Here is a 14735-nt window from a genome sequence, read left to right on the forward strand (position 1 = left end):
AAGCTATAGCAGGACGAGACAGAGGTTCTTAGGTAGTTTTTCGGGGACTAGCATCGACGCTTTCCTCTACCCCCCTTGAACTCATTTTCCTTATAACGATCCTATAAAATATTTTACGAACCATAGTTCCTAATTCCTTAAGTTCATCAATCTTAATTGTAGTTTTATCACTTTTGCAAGCTGCAAATGCAAATTTAAGCTGCTGCTCAATTGGTAATTCATTTTTTTGTGGATAGGCCTTTAATACATATTTATCCCTGCCATCAAGATATGCGAAGCATGTTTCATAATTAACCGCTTAAATATTATGCATAAACTGGTTTCTAACCTCCATAAAGGTTTGAAATTTAGTTTTTTCGGCGGAGTCTAAGGCCTCGATCTCGATTAGCAATGTAACTTTTTGATTAAAACTTATCGGATTGCTCTTGTTGCCAAGTACCTTGCTGTTTTTTATATCCTTAATATCCAGCAAGGTGCCAGAAAAATTGAAGTTAAATTTTCAACTACGAGAGCATATTGAAGCACCTCTGAACGAGTGTTGATACCTATGTACGGCATTTTGATAGCGATTATTTAGGTTGATTATTTAGGTTCGTTTTTTGAGATTAATGAATTGGTATTTGATAAAGGACTTTGTACCAGCATAAACCTGGTGATCACATATTTTCCTTTATTAAAAGTTTTGACAGCGGATCTTTATAATACATTGACTTTTGCAGTGCTTCCTTTATCTCTTTTTCATGGTAGTTTTGTATCAATATAATTAGGCTCATTAGACCTTCTTGTATCATTTGTTCTGCTTCATCTACTATTAATTTGTTTTTTTCGTTTTCTTGCACAAGAGAATTCCCGTGGACTATAGTGCTTCTTAAATCATAAAAGCTTGATAATTTCTTAAATGGCACTTCACTTGCATTATGCTCATGTATTAAGTTAATTAATTTAATTTTAATTTGGAGACCTACAACCTCTGATTTAGTCGTGGCAATCATTGTTTCAAAAGCTATTGCTAACTCAATGGTTCTATCGCTTATATTCCGTGAATGTTTTGATTTCATTAATCTACTCAATGACGTATCTATAAGAGGGGAAATCTTTTTAAGGGATATTGATTCAATTTTTTTATGTATATTTTTAATTCTATCTGACAACAAATCCAAATCATTGTAACGACCTATCGCTTTTAACGATAATTCAAAACGTGGTAACGAGCCAATGTTTTGAATTATTGGCCAATCAGTGGTGTATGTAAAAAATTGGCCTATTGAAAAATAGCCACCAATAGATAGATACAAAGTCAATCTCAATTTTTTTATATAATCGTCGTAAAAAATATTAGTTGTTGCTGAATAACGATTAAAATCCTCAAATTCACTTTTTGGATAAGAAATTTTCACAACTAAGGCATAATCTGTTGCATTCAGTTGATAATCATTTGTAAAATGACTAGTACCAAATTTAAGTGTAAAATCCTTGGCCACCTTTTCACCAATTTTTTTAATAATTGCTAAGGGCGCTATTTTAATTTCTTCGACGGTACCATAAACGCCAGATAGATGAATATATAGTGTATAATCCACTGTTTGTTTATTTAGAAAAGTTAGGAGTTCTGAAAATGCAATCTCAAAATTCGATACCTCGGCATTAACCGTATGTCCCCCCAATACAAATATTCTTGTAATGAATGCTGCTGGTAAACTGTTAATTATGTCAAAATTACCCCTTGTCGAACCAACTTTGGCATTGTTATACCATTTTCCACTACTGCTCATCAAGTCACATAATTCTTTTGTACTTTCAAATGACTCAATAACTTCAGTTATTGCCATTCGCATTATACTTTCATCTATGATTTGTCCTGGAATTACCGATCCGTGTTGTCGCCCATTAATAGGTGTATTCTTCACGGTAAAGTATCCCCTTTTTATCGCAAGATTATAGAACTGACTAGTAACTAATGGAATAACATTTCCCATTAACTCTTTTATAACTTCACTTAAAAGGGTTTTAAGTTTAATTTCAAAGTTCTCCATATTTCGACGTTAGTTGTTCTATCTTTTAAAGATTTTCATTGATTATTTTATAAAATCTTGTTTTACGCCCAATATTAAAAGCTTTCATAATACCCTCTAATAATCGTTTTTTGAGAGTTATTAACCTAGAATCCTTAGCTCATATAAAACTGTGGACATTAATCGGGTTTACCCTCATTATATATTTTCAATTGAATCATGAAAATGTTCTATAGCTATTCATTATATCAAACTATTTAGCTTTACCCCATGGAAAAAAGAAATTACTATCAACATTTTCGCGCCAATACAAGTCTGGAGCTGTTTTATTTTCAATAGCAACTCTTGTTGTTGCAATGGTAATTGATTTTAGATTATGTGGCAAGTAACCATGTTTAATTAGTTCCTCTTTAAGTATAGACAAAAAGTCTCCGGTCATAGCGAAATCATCAACTATTAGTAGTTTTCGTTGAGTATCGACAAAAAGTAGTTCTGGTATAAGTAGTTGCCATTTTTTAGTGGTTAAGATTCTGTAACCCACAACATTGTCAAAATAATCAAAATTTGACCAAGTGGATATCCCTACCATTACAGGTAGGCTATCTTTAATAAATTCGTTTTCTAAAACGTTGGCAAACGTTGCTCCTCTTAGACCAGGAGCAAAAATAACATCTGGACGGAAGCCCAATTCTAATAAATCACTTTTCAATTCATTTGCACACGATAAAATATCTTGGAAATCAATTGATCGCTTTTGTCTCTCAAGATCTTGAAATTGTATATTTAATAAAGTCTGCTCTTTTGTTATTGCGTTTAGTTTTTCCTCGGATTTAGCAGCTTTTATGCCATAATAAATTGTAAGCCCAAACCCGACAATTGTTAAAATGCCTAATAATATATTATAAGTTTTTTCAATTTCCATGATGCGTTAATTTGATCTTTATTCGAGATTTTGATTATAATTTACTCCAATGTTAACGGTAGATGTACAGCAGTTCAATACTCATAAAATCCCTCTTTTTAACTATTTTCATCTTTATTCTTATAATTACCTACACCAGGTAAAACATATCCAATAAGGCCACCAATTATAGTTGCAATAGTTTCCCCCACCAAAATTTTCTCTATTCCTAGAATAATGATTGCCGGAATAATAATTGCTACACAGGTAAATTGAATTACCCTGGGCACCGATACCTGATGGTTTTCCGCTAGCAGCCGTCCTACGCAAGCTACGAACTAATATTCCAACGATAACGAGCAGCATTATCGCACTCATTATAACTTCTATTAACACTTTATTTTCTGTCATTTATTCAATTGAATTAATTAGTTGAAATTATCAATTTCATTTTTTTTTAAAGGGATTGAATGCAATCCCCGGACGTTCTCCCAAATTGAATCTGTCAAAGGCATTCACTAAGTAAGCAACAACAACAGGGAAAAGAAATGTGATAATACCCTGCTAAAATTCCTTCTTTAAAAAACAGGTAAACAATAATGATAACATAGCTATTGAAAAAATCAATAACATAAGCTTTACTATTGGTTGTGTATCCTTCATAATTAAATATTTTATTATTTAAGATTGATGATTTTATAAAATGTTGTTTTACTTCCAATGTTAAAAGCTTTCATAATCCCTTCTACTGATCCGTTTTTGCTTTCATAAGAAGCTTTTACCAATGGGGCAATCTCTTTGTACTTATCTGTCATACCCACTGGCCTACCACCATTTTTTCCCCTAGCTTTGGCAGACTTCAATCCTGCATTAGTCCTTCCAATTAACACATTTCTTTCATGTTCGGCTAAGGCGCAAAAAATATGAAAGATTAATTTACCACTGGCCGTAGAAGTATCGATATTTTCTGTAAGAGATCTAAAGTGAATTCCTGATTCTATAAGTTGAGTAACAAATTCAATTAACTTTACTGTAGTCCTACCTAGCCTGTCTAATCTCCATACTGTTAAAGTATCTCCTTTTCTTATAAAACTTAACAGTTCGTTAAGGTGTGGTTTTTCAGATTTTACACCGCTAACCTGGTCAATAAAAAATTTTTCTATTCCAATGTTTTTAAAAGCATCAGTTTGTAAATCTAAATTTTGTTCAAACTTGCTTACCCTTGCATATCTAATTACCATAATTACACTTTACTCATTTTTTATAAATATAATTTAATTTAATGTACCACGAAAATGAACGGCATATTGTGAAAAAAATCTTGCCGGTTGTTTTCAAATGGGGTTACAGTAAACCGACCGTTTATTCCACAGAGAAAAGTGTGCACAGTCGCTATTTCATTTTTAATAGCCACCCATAATATAGAACATTTAGTAACCTCGAAAGTCGAAACACTATATGGATTTATAATGTGGAAGTTGAATTTGTTTAATTTTAACTCAAATTGTATCTTTGAATTGTAAGGCACAGAGTTAATCTGCATCAAGATAGCAGTGAGTAATTCGGTGCGCAGGAATTCGGACAATCAATTAATGAATTGAAGATCAATAGGTTAAAATAACTAGGTTATTCCCCTACGGGCTACGATCCCGCTTTACGATAAATAGAGCGGGATTTTTGCTTTCTAGAGAATATTATCTCCCAGATCAATCAATAATATTCCTACCCCACCGCATAATCACATTTTTAATCTTATTTTAGCATACAACAAAAATCCCTATTACCATCTAAAACGCAATTAATGAGCTCCGTATTCAGAACATCCTACACCCAGGATCCAGACACCGTAACCGACGATAAATTGAAAGAAATCATCGGACAACGAAAGTGGCAAACTGTTGATATTAAAATTTCGGAGGAAGACCTCAAAGAAAATATATGGTTTTTAAACGACGCAGTTGTTTTAAGACAAAGCAGAGAGGGTGTTCCTTTAATGACGACTACAGCAATTTACGGCCCCATCCATAAAGATGCTAAAGTAGCTTTAACACCAGGCGAAGGAACCGGCGTAACGATATTGCCGAAAGCACCAACAGAAACATCATTAATTGATGAACTGGAAGCCCTGGCGCGAAATGCAAAAACACCAAAAGAAGGTAATGCAGTTATGGTTAACTCGAACTGGGTAAGCAGCATTGATGGCGGAAGATTGCCTAACCTCGATCCTTCTGCAAACGTATTCGGCCAAACAGGCTCGTTATATGTGAATGAAACAGCTGTAATTTTTCCGGTAATTGAGCCTAGCCACCCCGATTACGAAGAAACACTTGCTTTTTACGGAGCCAAACTGCTTAAACCAAGAGAAGCATTTTACATGGGTTTTGAAGACACCTTATTTGGCATGGAGTACGATACCTCTTTACCGGATTATATCCGCAATTATGCCATGTCGCCCATAGGTGGCGGAGGCATGTTTGTTGAACACCATCCCTTCCCTCATATTTTTCTACCCAAGCCAAATGAAAACGGAAAGGTATTTTGTGAAGCCAAAGTTACCTTAGGGCACAAGGTGAAGGTTATGGATCCGGAAAAAGAAAACCCCAGAATTATATTCACCACTTTCAGGGTACCTGCTGATGGATCAGCCCTGGCGATTAAACCATCTACCATACACAACGATAGTTTCACCAACGGAAAACTGGCTGTCTTTGTTGCCAATACACCGGCAGATACGGTAGCTTTCAGACAAACCGCTCCTTTTACCAACATAGTTGTAAAGGATAACGAGCCAAAAATAGAGAAGCCAAAAGATTTTAGCTAAAAAATAGCGCCTGATTTACCCGCATCCGATGCGATGCGGGTAAACAGGACTTTAATCAACATAACTAACCAAATATATATTGAACTATGAATTAGCGCTAAAACAAGAAATGATAATTTTTATTTAGACTAATTATAAACAAAGATAAAAAAGGAAAACGAAATAATCCAATTATTTTTAAAAGAAATTCGTTAAACTTTTGTTGTAACCACACAACTCCCTCATTATCAAAACGAAATTTATGACAATAAATTTGCTATGGTTTTTAAATTGTTCCCGGCAAATTAGGATCATAAAAATATTTTAAAAAATATTGCAAATGGCTTTGCAGATGTCAAAACAATTTATACCTTTGCACTCCTTCAAACGAAGAAAATTTGAAGATATAGAGTGCGGGGTGGAGCAGTTGGTAGCTCGTCGGGCTCATAACCCGAAGGTCGCACGTTCGAGTCGTGTCCCCGCTACCAATTCAGTTGGTAGTTCTCAGTTGGCAGTTTTAATTGCCCACTGAAAATTGGAAATTTGAAACTGAAAAATGGCCCGTTCGTCTAGGGGTGAGGACGCCAGATTTTCATTCTGGAAACAGGGGTTCGATTCCCCTACGGGCTACGAAAAGCCGCTTCAAATAGAAGCGGCTTTTTTATTGCTTATGCATTTTGGAAATAGAGGTTCCCGATAGTTATCAAGACCTTTACAGACTACAAAAACCGAATGCTAATTTATTTTAATGCATAGTTAAGGTAACCGCCATCAGCTACAATCTCTGTTCCTGTAATAAAACTTGCCGCATCAGAAGCCAGGAATAATACTGTTTTCGCAATTTCATCGGGATTGCCGACTCTTTGCAAGGCCGTAGCACCTGCTAATAACTCTTTTGCTTCTGCTGTTAAAGCATTTTCTAAACCAGGTGTTGCCACTGGCCCAGGGCTAACAATGTTTACACGGATTTTTCTACCCGCCAGTTCGTTTGCTGCAATTTGAGCAATTTTATTCAATGCCCCTTTAGTTGCAGAATATACGCTGGCTCCTACATTTGCGGCTGTTGCTACCGTTGAAGATGTAAACAATACTGCCGCTCCATCAGCTAAATGAGGAAGTAACTTTTGCAAGGTAAAAAAATGGCCTTTTACATTAGTATTGAATTGTGCGTCGAAATTTGCCTCGGTAACATTTTCTATTGGCTCAAATGTTGCGATTCCTGCATTTAGGAAAAGGACATCTACTTTGTTGCCTCTTTCTGCTATTGCTTTTTCCAGGATAGAAATGTCTGCAAGTTTTGAAGTGTCGGCTACGACGGTATTTAGTTTTGGGCTATTTATTTCTGCATTTGCCTTTTGGAGATTGCCGGCATTTCTTCCTGTTATCCAAACATTTGCCCCGGCATTAATAAATGCTTTTGCTGTTGCTAACCCGATTCCTGTAGTGCCGCCTGTAACGACAACGTTTTTATTTGTAAAATCCATGATTATTTTTTTTATTATTTAAGTCGCAAAGTTAAAATGAATCAATTTATTTCAGTTACTTTGTTACGAAAAGTAACAGTAACTTTCGGGTAACAAAGTAACTTATGACTGAAAATCATTGCGAATTAGGGCACAAAAAAGAGATCATGGCGGTTCACGATGCGATGGACGTGCTGAGCGGAAAATGGAAAATCTCCATCATTTCATCTATCTGTTATTATAACAAAAGAAGATTTTCTGACATTTTAAATGATGTACAAGGAATATCAAACAAAATGCTGAGTAAAGAATTAAAAGAGCTTGAGATCAATAAATTGGTAAAAAGGACTGTATTGGATACCCAACCCATATCTGTTCAATACCAGCTAACAGAATATGGCATGACGCTGAAAACCATTATCAACGATCTTACAGCCTGGGGACTGGAACATCGCAAGGTAATTATTGGTAAATAAATTTGACTACAACCCTGGAGCAGAGACACTAAAACCGATAATCGACGATTGCAGGCGTTTTACCTGTAGTTGCGTTGGTATAAAGATCTAGATCTGCACCTGCCAAAACCTCTAAATTTTTCACTTTGTAGCCAAATACCTCATGTACCTGTTGAATTTTTTGTTCGATATATACATCTTTCTCATTACTGGTTAAATCGGTTACCAGCATAAATTTTATTACTGTATGCCCTTCGTTTGGCGCTATTTGTATTTGAAACCGTTCAACATCCGTAAAAACAGTGTTGAAATCATCCAGTTCATAGTTACATTCGTTAAACATAAACGATCTCTTCTCTCTACCTTTTAATTCAAGATAAAGCTGGCCGTTTATTTCAATCCATTTACCGATATCTCCCGTATTATACCTAAAGATCGGGAAACGCTTACGGAATAGATTGCTCACCAAGAGCGAACCATAGCCATCTGTATCGGGTTCATTTACCTCTACCACCAGGCCATCAATCACCCTGAATAATGATGGTGAACGGCTATAGTCGCACCAGGCCCATATCCCTGTTTCTGCCGAACCGTATAATGAATATACCTGCTGTGTTCCAAAAATCTCTTCGAAAAGTTTGATATGTGAAGGAGGCAAAAACTCGCCACCAAACAAAAGATTTTTAATGGATAAACTAAGCTGATGTTTTTTAAGATATTGCGCAAAAAGGAATAATTTGGAAGGTGTACCCAATAATAAATTGGGCTTAAAATTTAGAGCCATCTGACAGGCATCTTCATAAGGCAAACTAGCACCCGCCACCAGGGTGGTTGCACTGCATCTCTCCAATAAATCATCCATAATTGCGGCTGTGCGGTACATATCTATATAACCGAACATATTGAGTGCAATGGTTTTTGGGATAAATACCCCGGCTTGCTTTAATGCGGCAGCAAGTACGGCGCGTTGCTCCAGGTTTTCTACTATATCAACAGGAAAAACCAATGGTTTCTGTGTAGATCCGCCAGAACGCACCAAATAAACACCTTGTTTTTGGCTATGAAGATCAAAATTATTGTTTAATTGAGTAATCAATTCCTTTTTGCCCATTAAGGGCGCATTTTGATAATCGTCGTAACGAAGGTAATAGGATTTGAAAAGCGCTGACTGCCTAACAATCTGGTAATATTGGTTAAGTAGGGAATTAATCATTGCTAAAATTTATCTTTTGAGTAGCAGGTAACCAATGTATTTTGGCAAAAAACTACGATAATGCCACAAAAATCGTACTTTCTGGGTATTAGAGGGCAAATTTTGTAAAGCGTGTTTATACCATCGTTCACCGATCATGCCCATTAACAGGCGATCGTGCTTATCCTTACTGTTTTGGTACCTAGAAATTACCGGCGGCAATTCGATCTGCTTAAAATGGTTATAATTTTTCCGCGAAAGGCTTCCGGGTACCTCATTAACATAAAGGTAGCCACCCGTTTGCAATACTATTTTCCCAGGCACCTTATCCAGAATGCCTTTTAGCACCCGATACCAAAAATCGATTCCTTCATTTAATTGGGCTTCGGTTTGGTATTGGTGAGAAGCAATCCATTTACTCTTTACAATTACATTACTGCCAACCCCCATGATAAAATGTGGCGAGCTAACAGCCCTTAGCGGGTCTTTAAGCAAATATAGATCTGCAGCGACTGATTCGATGTACTTTTTTAAAGGTTCCAGATTGGGATATATTTCATTACCCGGCATAAAAGCGATATTGAGTACCATAAAATCAAGCTGGTATCCTATAAATGCATTAGCAGCGGTTTCCAGCAGCTTTGGGTGATATTCATCATCAGCATCCAGGAAACTAACTAATTCGCTATTAGAGGCGGCAAAACCAATATTCCGTGCATTACCAGGACCTTTATTCTCGGTCAGTTCAATTACTTGTATCCTGCAATTGCCAAAGGCCGAAATATTATCGCGCAAAAAATCATGGACAACGGAAAGGCTGTTATCCGTACTTAAGTCGTCAACAATAATCAACTCATCCGGTAATTTACTTTGCCGGATGAGTGAATTAAGCGTTTGGACAATATAAGCCGCTTTATTGAATAGCGGTACAATGATGGCATGTGTCATGCTTATGATGCCGACATCATTGCAGGAAAAATTACTCCCCTGCCCTGGTGAACATTAACCACGCTTTCTGCTGAACCGCGGAATAAACCAGGACCGAAAGAACGGTTATTGTAACATAACAGCATTCCTACCAGATTGATCATTGTTTTATCCGAATCAATACCGTATTTAAACCAACGTTGAGGTACGTATTGCTGTATCATGTATTCGGGCCATTGTTTGGCTATAATATCAGTCCAAACCGCAGCTTCGCAATCACTTTTTACATACATATCGATACCACGGCCACCGCTATTGCGTTTTAACACCCAATTTAACGGTGAGTTACTTACCTCTGCCCGTTTTTCGGCTGTATACAGGGCATAACTTGGTATTAAAAACGATCGTAAAAAACGGTATTCTTCTTCAGAAAGATAATTTTTCATGATCTCTTCACTGTACAGAACAGCAAGTATCCGTTTGTCATGAACCAATATCAATGTACGTACATCATTAAAGTAGTTACCTTGTTTGATGATCAACTTTAATACTTCCGGATCAAAATTGCGCAGTTCTTCGCGATCCATCTCCAGTATAAACTGATTAACGGGTTTACCATGCAACATAATCAACCCATTTTGGCATGTTAACTGTGATGGACTTGCGGAAGCGTGATCCAATCCCTGTTTGCTAAATTCATTTAACAGGTAAAACACCTCAGTACCTTTTTCTTTCTCATGTACAAGCACAATAGGCTCATTACTGTTAAACCGGCCAAAAATGGTATTAATAAAGTCTCGCTGATCGGGAACGGCTTCCAATAAGGGCAACCTGCTATCTTCGGTAATCACGTTAAGGTAATAACTTAACATCCACCCATTAATCGGATACCGGGCCCCTATTTCGCAAATTTTGATGCTGCCATCTTCTGCCTGTAAAAAATCGGGGCGGTACATCCCCACTTCGTAAGGTTGCGCATTTGCGATACTCAAAATATGGTTCAAGCGCTCATCAAAATTATAAATGGCACGTATCCTATCATCAGCAAAATAAGCATTTACAACACTGGTTAATGCTTTATTCAATACCAGGCATAACTCCTCCATCCGTGCTATTTCTTTGCGATTTACAGCAACGGGAACCGGAGAAAATGAATCGGCACCATTACATGGAATTTCGCCCAGGTGTTTCATCAGCAATTCATTCAGCGCATCCCTGCTACAAATGCTTTGTCCTTCTACAAGCTCACCAGTCATAATTTATGCAATTTCATCTGCCAATACCGGTTCTAAACTGGCGCTAATGGTTTCCATTACCGCCGCTTTTTTGCTCAAATAATCGGCAACAATTTCGCTGAGGTCATAATCAGCCAGGTTTACATCCATCGCTTTTACATAGTAATTAATGGCATTAACGGCGTAAAAGAAATGGTTTTTCTCTGTAGGGCCGCAGTGTACGGTTATCCATGCCAGGGTATGTTTTAAGGTATCTTTATCAAAACCAAAATCATCTTCCAGCCAACGCGTAAACTTTGGCAATACAAATTCCACTTCACCATGTGTATAAATCTCATGCACCAGTGTGGTTAAAAGACCGATCAATAAATCTTTATTGCGCAACGAATTCTGATCTTTCCAATACTTAAAAGCACGGGCACTTGGATCAAGATATTGTCTTAACAACCATCCATCATCGCCACAGGTATTTGTAGCCATGGTATAAAAGAGGTCAGAATGCAGTACTTTTCCAACAACAGCCAAATCTTCATCAACAATCCTGTTTAAGCTTGCCACCGACCTGAAAAGCTGTGCTTCATCTGGTACAGGTATATTTTTATGGATCAACATCGTCATACGGTTACTCAATCCGGCAACGGTAACTGCACTATTGTTGGTTTGACTCCAGCTATGAAAAAAGGGCTTAAGGTGATCCCTGTCATGCGGAATTGCCGTAAGTTTCACAAAACTTTCTTCGATTGTAGCGAAGTGTTCGGCCTGTTGTGGGAAATAGGTTAAAAGCTGATGCTTTAATGGAGATTCTTCCATTCCTTCGAGCACGGGAATGATAATTGATAGTAAATTTTTCACAATTGTTTGGTTTAAGGTTTATTAAAAATGTAAATAAATACAGATAAAAATATTCTTATTTTGTTTGAAACACATTAAAGGCCAAAAAAATTGCTAGCCCGTTATTACCACATCAGATTATTTGGCATGATAAATTAATATAGACAAACAAAATAAAAATCAACTAACTGATATATAATAACATACAGTTATAATATAAAATTAAAGGATAATAATCGGGATAACTGAGGAAAGAGCGTGTTGCATTTGAATGAGCGGTTTAAAGTCTGGAAGAATGAGATGGATTTTAGTTATACATAGATACGGACTTTATTTTCAATAAAAGACACCTACATATAATATCATTAAAAATTACACATAAACATATTTGTTAATTACAATTATGTATTTATAATAATACATTCGTTATTAATTAACTTTTAGCAAAGGATGATTAATAGTTTTTACAAAAAAACAACGTATATTATTGATGTACAATTGATGATTTTATTTCAATTTGTAAGTAAACGATGCAGATACTCAATCCCAATCAGCAATTACCCATTTATACATTAGAAACCGACGATATAGCAGGCAATAAAAATTTCAGGGTTTATCAGTTTGAAGGTACATTACCAAACCAGTCTGAACTGCTCATCCCGCACCGAAAAGATCATTACCTGATTGTTTTGATCAGACAGGCTGATAGTCGCCAGTGGATTGATATGACGCCCTATACGCTTAAAAACAATACCATTTACTTTTCCGGTCCAAATCACATTATCGTAAAAGAGGGTTTTAAGCAATTATGGAGCACAGGTCTTGCTTTTACAAAGGAATTTCTTTCTCTACAGGAAAATGCTTCATTAAGTAAACTGCCGATTATTCAAAACCCTCAAAATGGACATGAACTGTTTCTTACGGAGAACGATCTTGCCTTTGTTGAGGATATGATTACCAAAATCTATGCAGAATATCAAAACAAAAGTGAATGGCAACAGCGCATGCTAACCGCCTACCTTACTGTATTGCTCACTTATTTAAGCCGGCTGTATACCGAGCAGTTTAAAGAAAGTGAACATGGTGTAGACAAGCTTTTATTGAAAAACTTTCAGACAAAAGTTAACGAATGTTACCGCGAACTGCGCGAAGTGGGCGATTATGCATCGCTTTTAAATATTTCTGCAGGGCATTTAAGCGAAGTGGTGAAGATACAAAGCGGTAAACCCGCCATTAAACATATTCATGAACGATTGGTACTAGAGGCACAGCGTTTGCTTTTTCATACCCATCAATCGTTAAAGGAAATTGCTTTCGATTTGGGTTTTTCTGACACCTCTTATTTTAACCGTTTTTTTAAACGCGAAACGGGGTTAACGCCAGCAGCGTACAGGGCCAGTATCCGCGAAATGTACCATTAATACCGTTGGATGTGTTCCACCCCGGTTAACATCCCAGCCTACATTTGTATCATAAATAATTTAAATATGAAAACAGTACTCATCACAGGAGCAAACAAAAGTATTGGTTTTGAAACAGCCAGGCAGTTATTACAGCAAGGATATTATGTATATCTGGGTTGCAGAGATATTAAAAAAGGAGAACAAGCTGTAAATCAACTAAAATCAGCAGGATTAAATGAGGTAGAGCCAATAGAAATCGATGTTGATGATACCAGATCAATTAAAGCCGCGGGAGAATTGCTTGCACAAAAAACCAAAGTACTCGATGTATTAATTAATAATGCGGGGATTAGTGGTGATATGCCGCAAACAGCATTAGAAACTGATATAAATGTATTCAGACAGGTATTTGAAACCAATTTTTTTGGCGTAATAGAAGTAACTCAAACTTTTATAAATTTATTAAGGCAATCATCAGCGCCAAGAATCGTAAACGTAACATCAGGTTTAGGCTCACTTACTTTACATAACGATCCTACATGGAAATACTACGGTGTAAAACCAACGAGTTATGTTTCATCGAAAGCTGCTCTTAATGCGTATACCATTGTGTTAGCCAATAATTTACAAGATACTCCATTTAAGGTAAATGCTGTTGACCCAGGCTATACAGCAACGGATTTTAACCATCACTCAGGCCCTGGAACCGTACCTGATGCCGCAGCGAGAGTAGTAAAAGCTGCCACATTGGGAGCAGACGGACCAACGGGACAATTTTTTAGCGATGACAATGCACCTGAAACCGGAATTAGTCCGTGGTAAATCCCTTGATATTGTTTAAGTGGGCGCAATTTAACGCCCACTTAAAATGACTTTTGATTTGAATGGGAGCAATTTCGCTTAGTAAATTAGAAAAAATAATACACACCTACCTAAACTGTACTGGTTTAAGCTTTTGACCGGCTAACAGCGCTATTTCGTTTATTCTTTTCTGCCGGGTTTCTGGTTTTTTAGCCAGTACAAGCCATTGCAGTATACTTTTTTGAACAGATTTACTCAAACCCATAAAAAAGGATCTTGAGCCACGATGAATTTTAAATGCGAGCGTTAAATCTTTCGGGATTTTCAGCTCTTCCACATCATCTAAAATTGTCCATGAACCATTGTGTTTGGCTTTTTCAATACTGTCAAAACCAGCGGCTGTCATTAAGCCTTCGTTGATTAAGCGCTCAACTTTTGCCTTGTTTATTTTCGACCATACACTGTTTGGTTTGCGTCTGCAGAAAAACTGCATAAAGGTTTTATCATCTATCGACCTTGCCGTGCTATCTATCCAGCCAAAACACAGGGCTTCGTCAACAGCCTGACTCCATAAAATTGAAGGCACATTGGATTTTATTTTGTGATAAACAAGCCAAACGGATTGTTTTGAGCGATGGTTTTCTGCTAACCATGCTCTCCAATCCCCCTGATTTGCCGGACAAAAGCTTTCGATCTCTTCTTCATTTTTCATTTT

The 14735-nt window shown here is 36.7% G+C and carries 13 protein-coding genes and 2 tRNA genes; 6 read left to right on the forward strand and 9 right to left on the reverse strand.

Features of this window, described 5'->3' with window-relative positions; genetic code table 11:
* Nucleotides 1-656 precede the first annotated feature (656 nt).
* From U859_RS0127005 to U859_RS0127015, 3 genes are all read right to left on the reverse strand, one after another.
* Nucleotides 657-2033 (reverse strand): HEPN domain-containing protein, encoded by a 1377-nt coding sequence (locus U859_RS0127005; RefSeq protein ID WP_025146351.1) that lies wholly within the window; start codon nt 2031-2033, stop codon nt 657-659.
* 232 nt (nt 2034-2265) lie between these two features.
* Entirely contained in the window at nt 2266-2934 is a 669-nt protein-coding gene (locus tag U859_RS0127010; protein ID WP_025146352.1) for a hypothetical protein, read from the reverse strand.
* Between the two features lie 656 nt (nt 2935-3590).
* Nucleotides 3591-4154, reverse strand: a complete 564-nt coding sequence (locus tag U859_RS0127015) for a recombinase family protein (RefSeq protein ID WP_025146353.1) — start codon at nt 4152-4154, stop codon at nt 3591-3593.
* A 560-nt stretch (nt 4155-4714) separates the two neighbouring features.
* On the opposite strand from U859_RS0127015, the gene U859_RS0127020 reads away from it, so the two are divergent.
* From U859_RS0127020 to U859_RS0127030, 3 genes are all read left to right on the forward strand, one after another.
* A complete protein-coding gene (locus U859_RS0127020; RefSeq protein WP_025146354.1) occupies nt 4715-5734 on the forward strand; it encodes a hypothetical protein in 1020 nt (339 codons plus the stop codon).
* A gap of 391 nt (nt 5735-6125) precedes the next feature.
* Nucleotides 6126-6201 (forward strand) — tRNA-Met (locus tag U859_RS0127025).
* A gap of 70 nt (nt 6202-6271) precedes the next feature.
* Nucleotides 6272-6343 (forward strand) — tRNA-Glu (locus U859_RS0127030).
* A 110-nt stretch (nt 6344-6453) separates the two neighbouring features.
* Here U859_RS0127030 and U859_RS0127035 read toward each other — a convergent pair.
* Nucleotides 6454-7197: an SDR family oxidoreductase gene (locus tag U859_RS0127035; RefSeq protein ID WP_025146355.1), complete on the reverse strand. Its 744-nt coding sequence runs from the start codon at nt 7195-7197 to the stop codon at nt 6454-6456.
* A 104-nt stretch (nt 7198-7301) separates the two neighbouring features.
* Between U859_RS0127035 and U859_RS0127040 the strand changes: the two genes are divergently transcribed.
* Nucleotides 7302-7652 (forward strand): winged helix-turn-helix transcriptional regulator, encoded by a 351-nt coding sequence (locus U859_RS0127040; protein ID WP_025146356.1) that lies wholly within the window; start codon nt 7302-7304, stop codon nt 7650-7652.
* A gap of 28 nt (nt 7653-7680) precedes the next feature.
* Here the strand turns inward: U859_RS0127040 and U859_RS0127045 are convergent, their stop codons facing one another.
* The 4 genes from U859_RS0127045 to U859_RS0127060 are packed head-to-tail and all read right to left on the reverse strand — an operon-like array spanning nt 7681 to nt 11837.
* Complete coding sequence (locus tag U859_RS0127045; RefSeq protein WP_025146357.1) at nt 7681-8844, reverse strand: AMP-binding protein; 1164 nt, start codon at nt 8842-8844, stop codon at nt 7681-7683.
* A gap of 9 nt (nt 8845-8853) precedes the next feature.
* A complete protein-coding gene (locus U859_RS31400) occupies nt 8854-9771 on the reverse strand; it encodes a glycosyltransferase family 2 protein (RefSeq protein ID WP_025146358.1) in 918 nt (305 codons plus the stop codon).
* Nucleotides 9772-9773: 2 nt separating this feature from the next.
* A complete protein-coding gene (locus U859_RS0127055) occupies nt 9774-11006 on the reverse strand; it encodes a hypothetical protein (protein WP_025146359.1) in 1233 nt (410 codons plus the stop codon).
* Between the two features lie 3 nt (nt 11007-11009).
* On the reverse strand, nt 11010-11837 hold the full coding sequence (locus tag U859_RS0127060; RefSeq protein WP_025146360.1) for a hypothetical protein: 828 nt from the start codon (nt 11835-11837) through the stop codon (nt 11010-11012).
* Nucleotides 11838-12346: 509 nt separating this feature from the next.
* Between U859_RS0127060 and U859_RS0127065 the strand changes: the two genes are divergently transcribed.
* Together U859_RS0127065 and U859_RS0127070 are read left to right on the forward strand one after the other, a co-directional pair.
* On the forward strand, nt 12347-13237 hold the full coding sequence (locus U859_RS0127065) for a helix-turn-helix domain-containing protein (RefSeq protein ID WP_025146361.1): 891 nt from the start codon (nt 12347-12349) through the stop codon (nt 13235-13237).
* A gap of 66 nt (nt 13238-13303) precedes the next feature.
* Entirely contained in the window at nt 13304-14041 is a 738-nt protein-coding gene (locus tag U859_RS0127070) for an SDR family oxidoreductase (protein ID WP_025146362.1), read from the forward strand.
* Between the two features lie 106 nt (nt 14042-14147).
* On the opposite strand, the gene U859_RS0127075 is transcribed toward U859_RS0127070, so the two are convergent.
* Complete coding sequence (locus U859_RS0127075) at nt 14148-14732, reverse strand: YdeI/OmpD-associated family protein (protein WP_025146363.1); 585 nt, start codon at nt 14730-14732, stop codon at nt 14148-14150.
* Nucleotides 14733-14735: the final 3 nt, after the last annotated feature.

The organism is Pedobacter jeongneungensis (assembly GCF_000633455.1).
Taxonomy (GTDB): Bacteria; Bacteroidota; Bacteroidia; order Sphingobacteriales; family Sphingobacteriaceae; genus Pedobacter; species Pedobacter jeongneungensis_A.

Bases quoted from the DNA above. Each gene is read 5' to 3' on its own strand.
- U859_RS0127005 (WP_025146351.1), bottom strand. From the start codon at position 2,033: ATGGAGAACTTTGAAATTAAACTTAAAACCCTTTTAAGTGAAGTTATA.
- U859_RS0127010 (WP_025146352.1), bottom strand. From the start codon at position 2,934: ATGGAAATTGAAAAAACTTATAATATATTATTAGGCATTTTAACAATT.
- U859_RS0127015 (WP_025146353.1), bottom strand. From the start codon at position 4,154: ATGGTAATTAGATATGCAAGGGTAAGCAAGTTTGAACAAAATTTAGAT.
- U859_RS0127020 (WP_025146354.1), top strand. From the start codon at position 4,715: ATGAGCTCCGTATTCAGAACATCCTACACCCAGGATCCAGACACCGTA.
- U859_RS0127035 (WP_025146355.1), bottom strand. From the start codon at position 7,197: ATGGATTTTACAAATAAAAACGTTGTCGTTACAGGCGGCACTACAGGA.
- U859_RS0127040 (WP_025146356.1), top strand. From the start codon at position 7,302: ATGACTGAAAATCATTGCGAATTAGGGCACAAAAAAGAGATCATGGCG.
- U859_RS0127045 (WP_025146357.1), bottom strand. From the start codon at position 8,844: ATGATTAATTCCCTACTTAACCAATATTACCAGATTGTTAGGCAGTCA.
- U859_RS31400 (WP_025146358.1), bottom strand. From the start codon at position 9,771: ATGACACATGCCATCATTGTACCGCTATTCAATAAAGCGGCTTATATT.
- U859_RS0127055 (WP_025146359.1), bottom strand. From the start codon at position 11,006: ATGACTGGTGAGCTTGTAGAAGGACAAAGCATTTGTAGCAGGGATGCG.
- U859_RS0127065 (WP_025146361.1), top strand. From the start codon at position 12,347: ATGCAGATACTCAATCCCAATCAGCAATTACCCATTTATACATTAGAA.
- U859_RS0127070 (WP_025146362.1), top strand. From the start codon at position 13,304: ATGAAAACAGTACTCATCACAGGAGCAAACAAAAGTATTGGTTTTGAA.
- U859_RS0127075 (WP_025146363.1), bottom strand. From the start codon at position 14,732: ATGAAAAATGAAGAAGAGATCGAAAGCTTTTGTCCGGCAAATCAGGGG.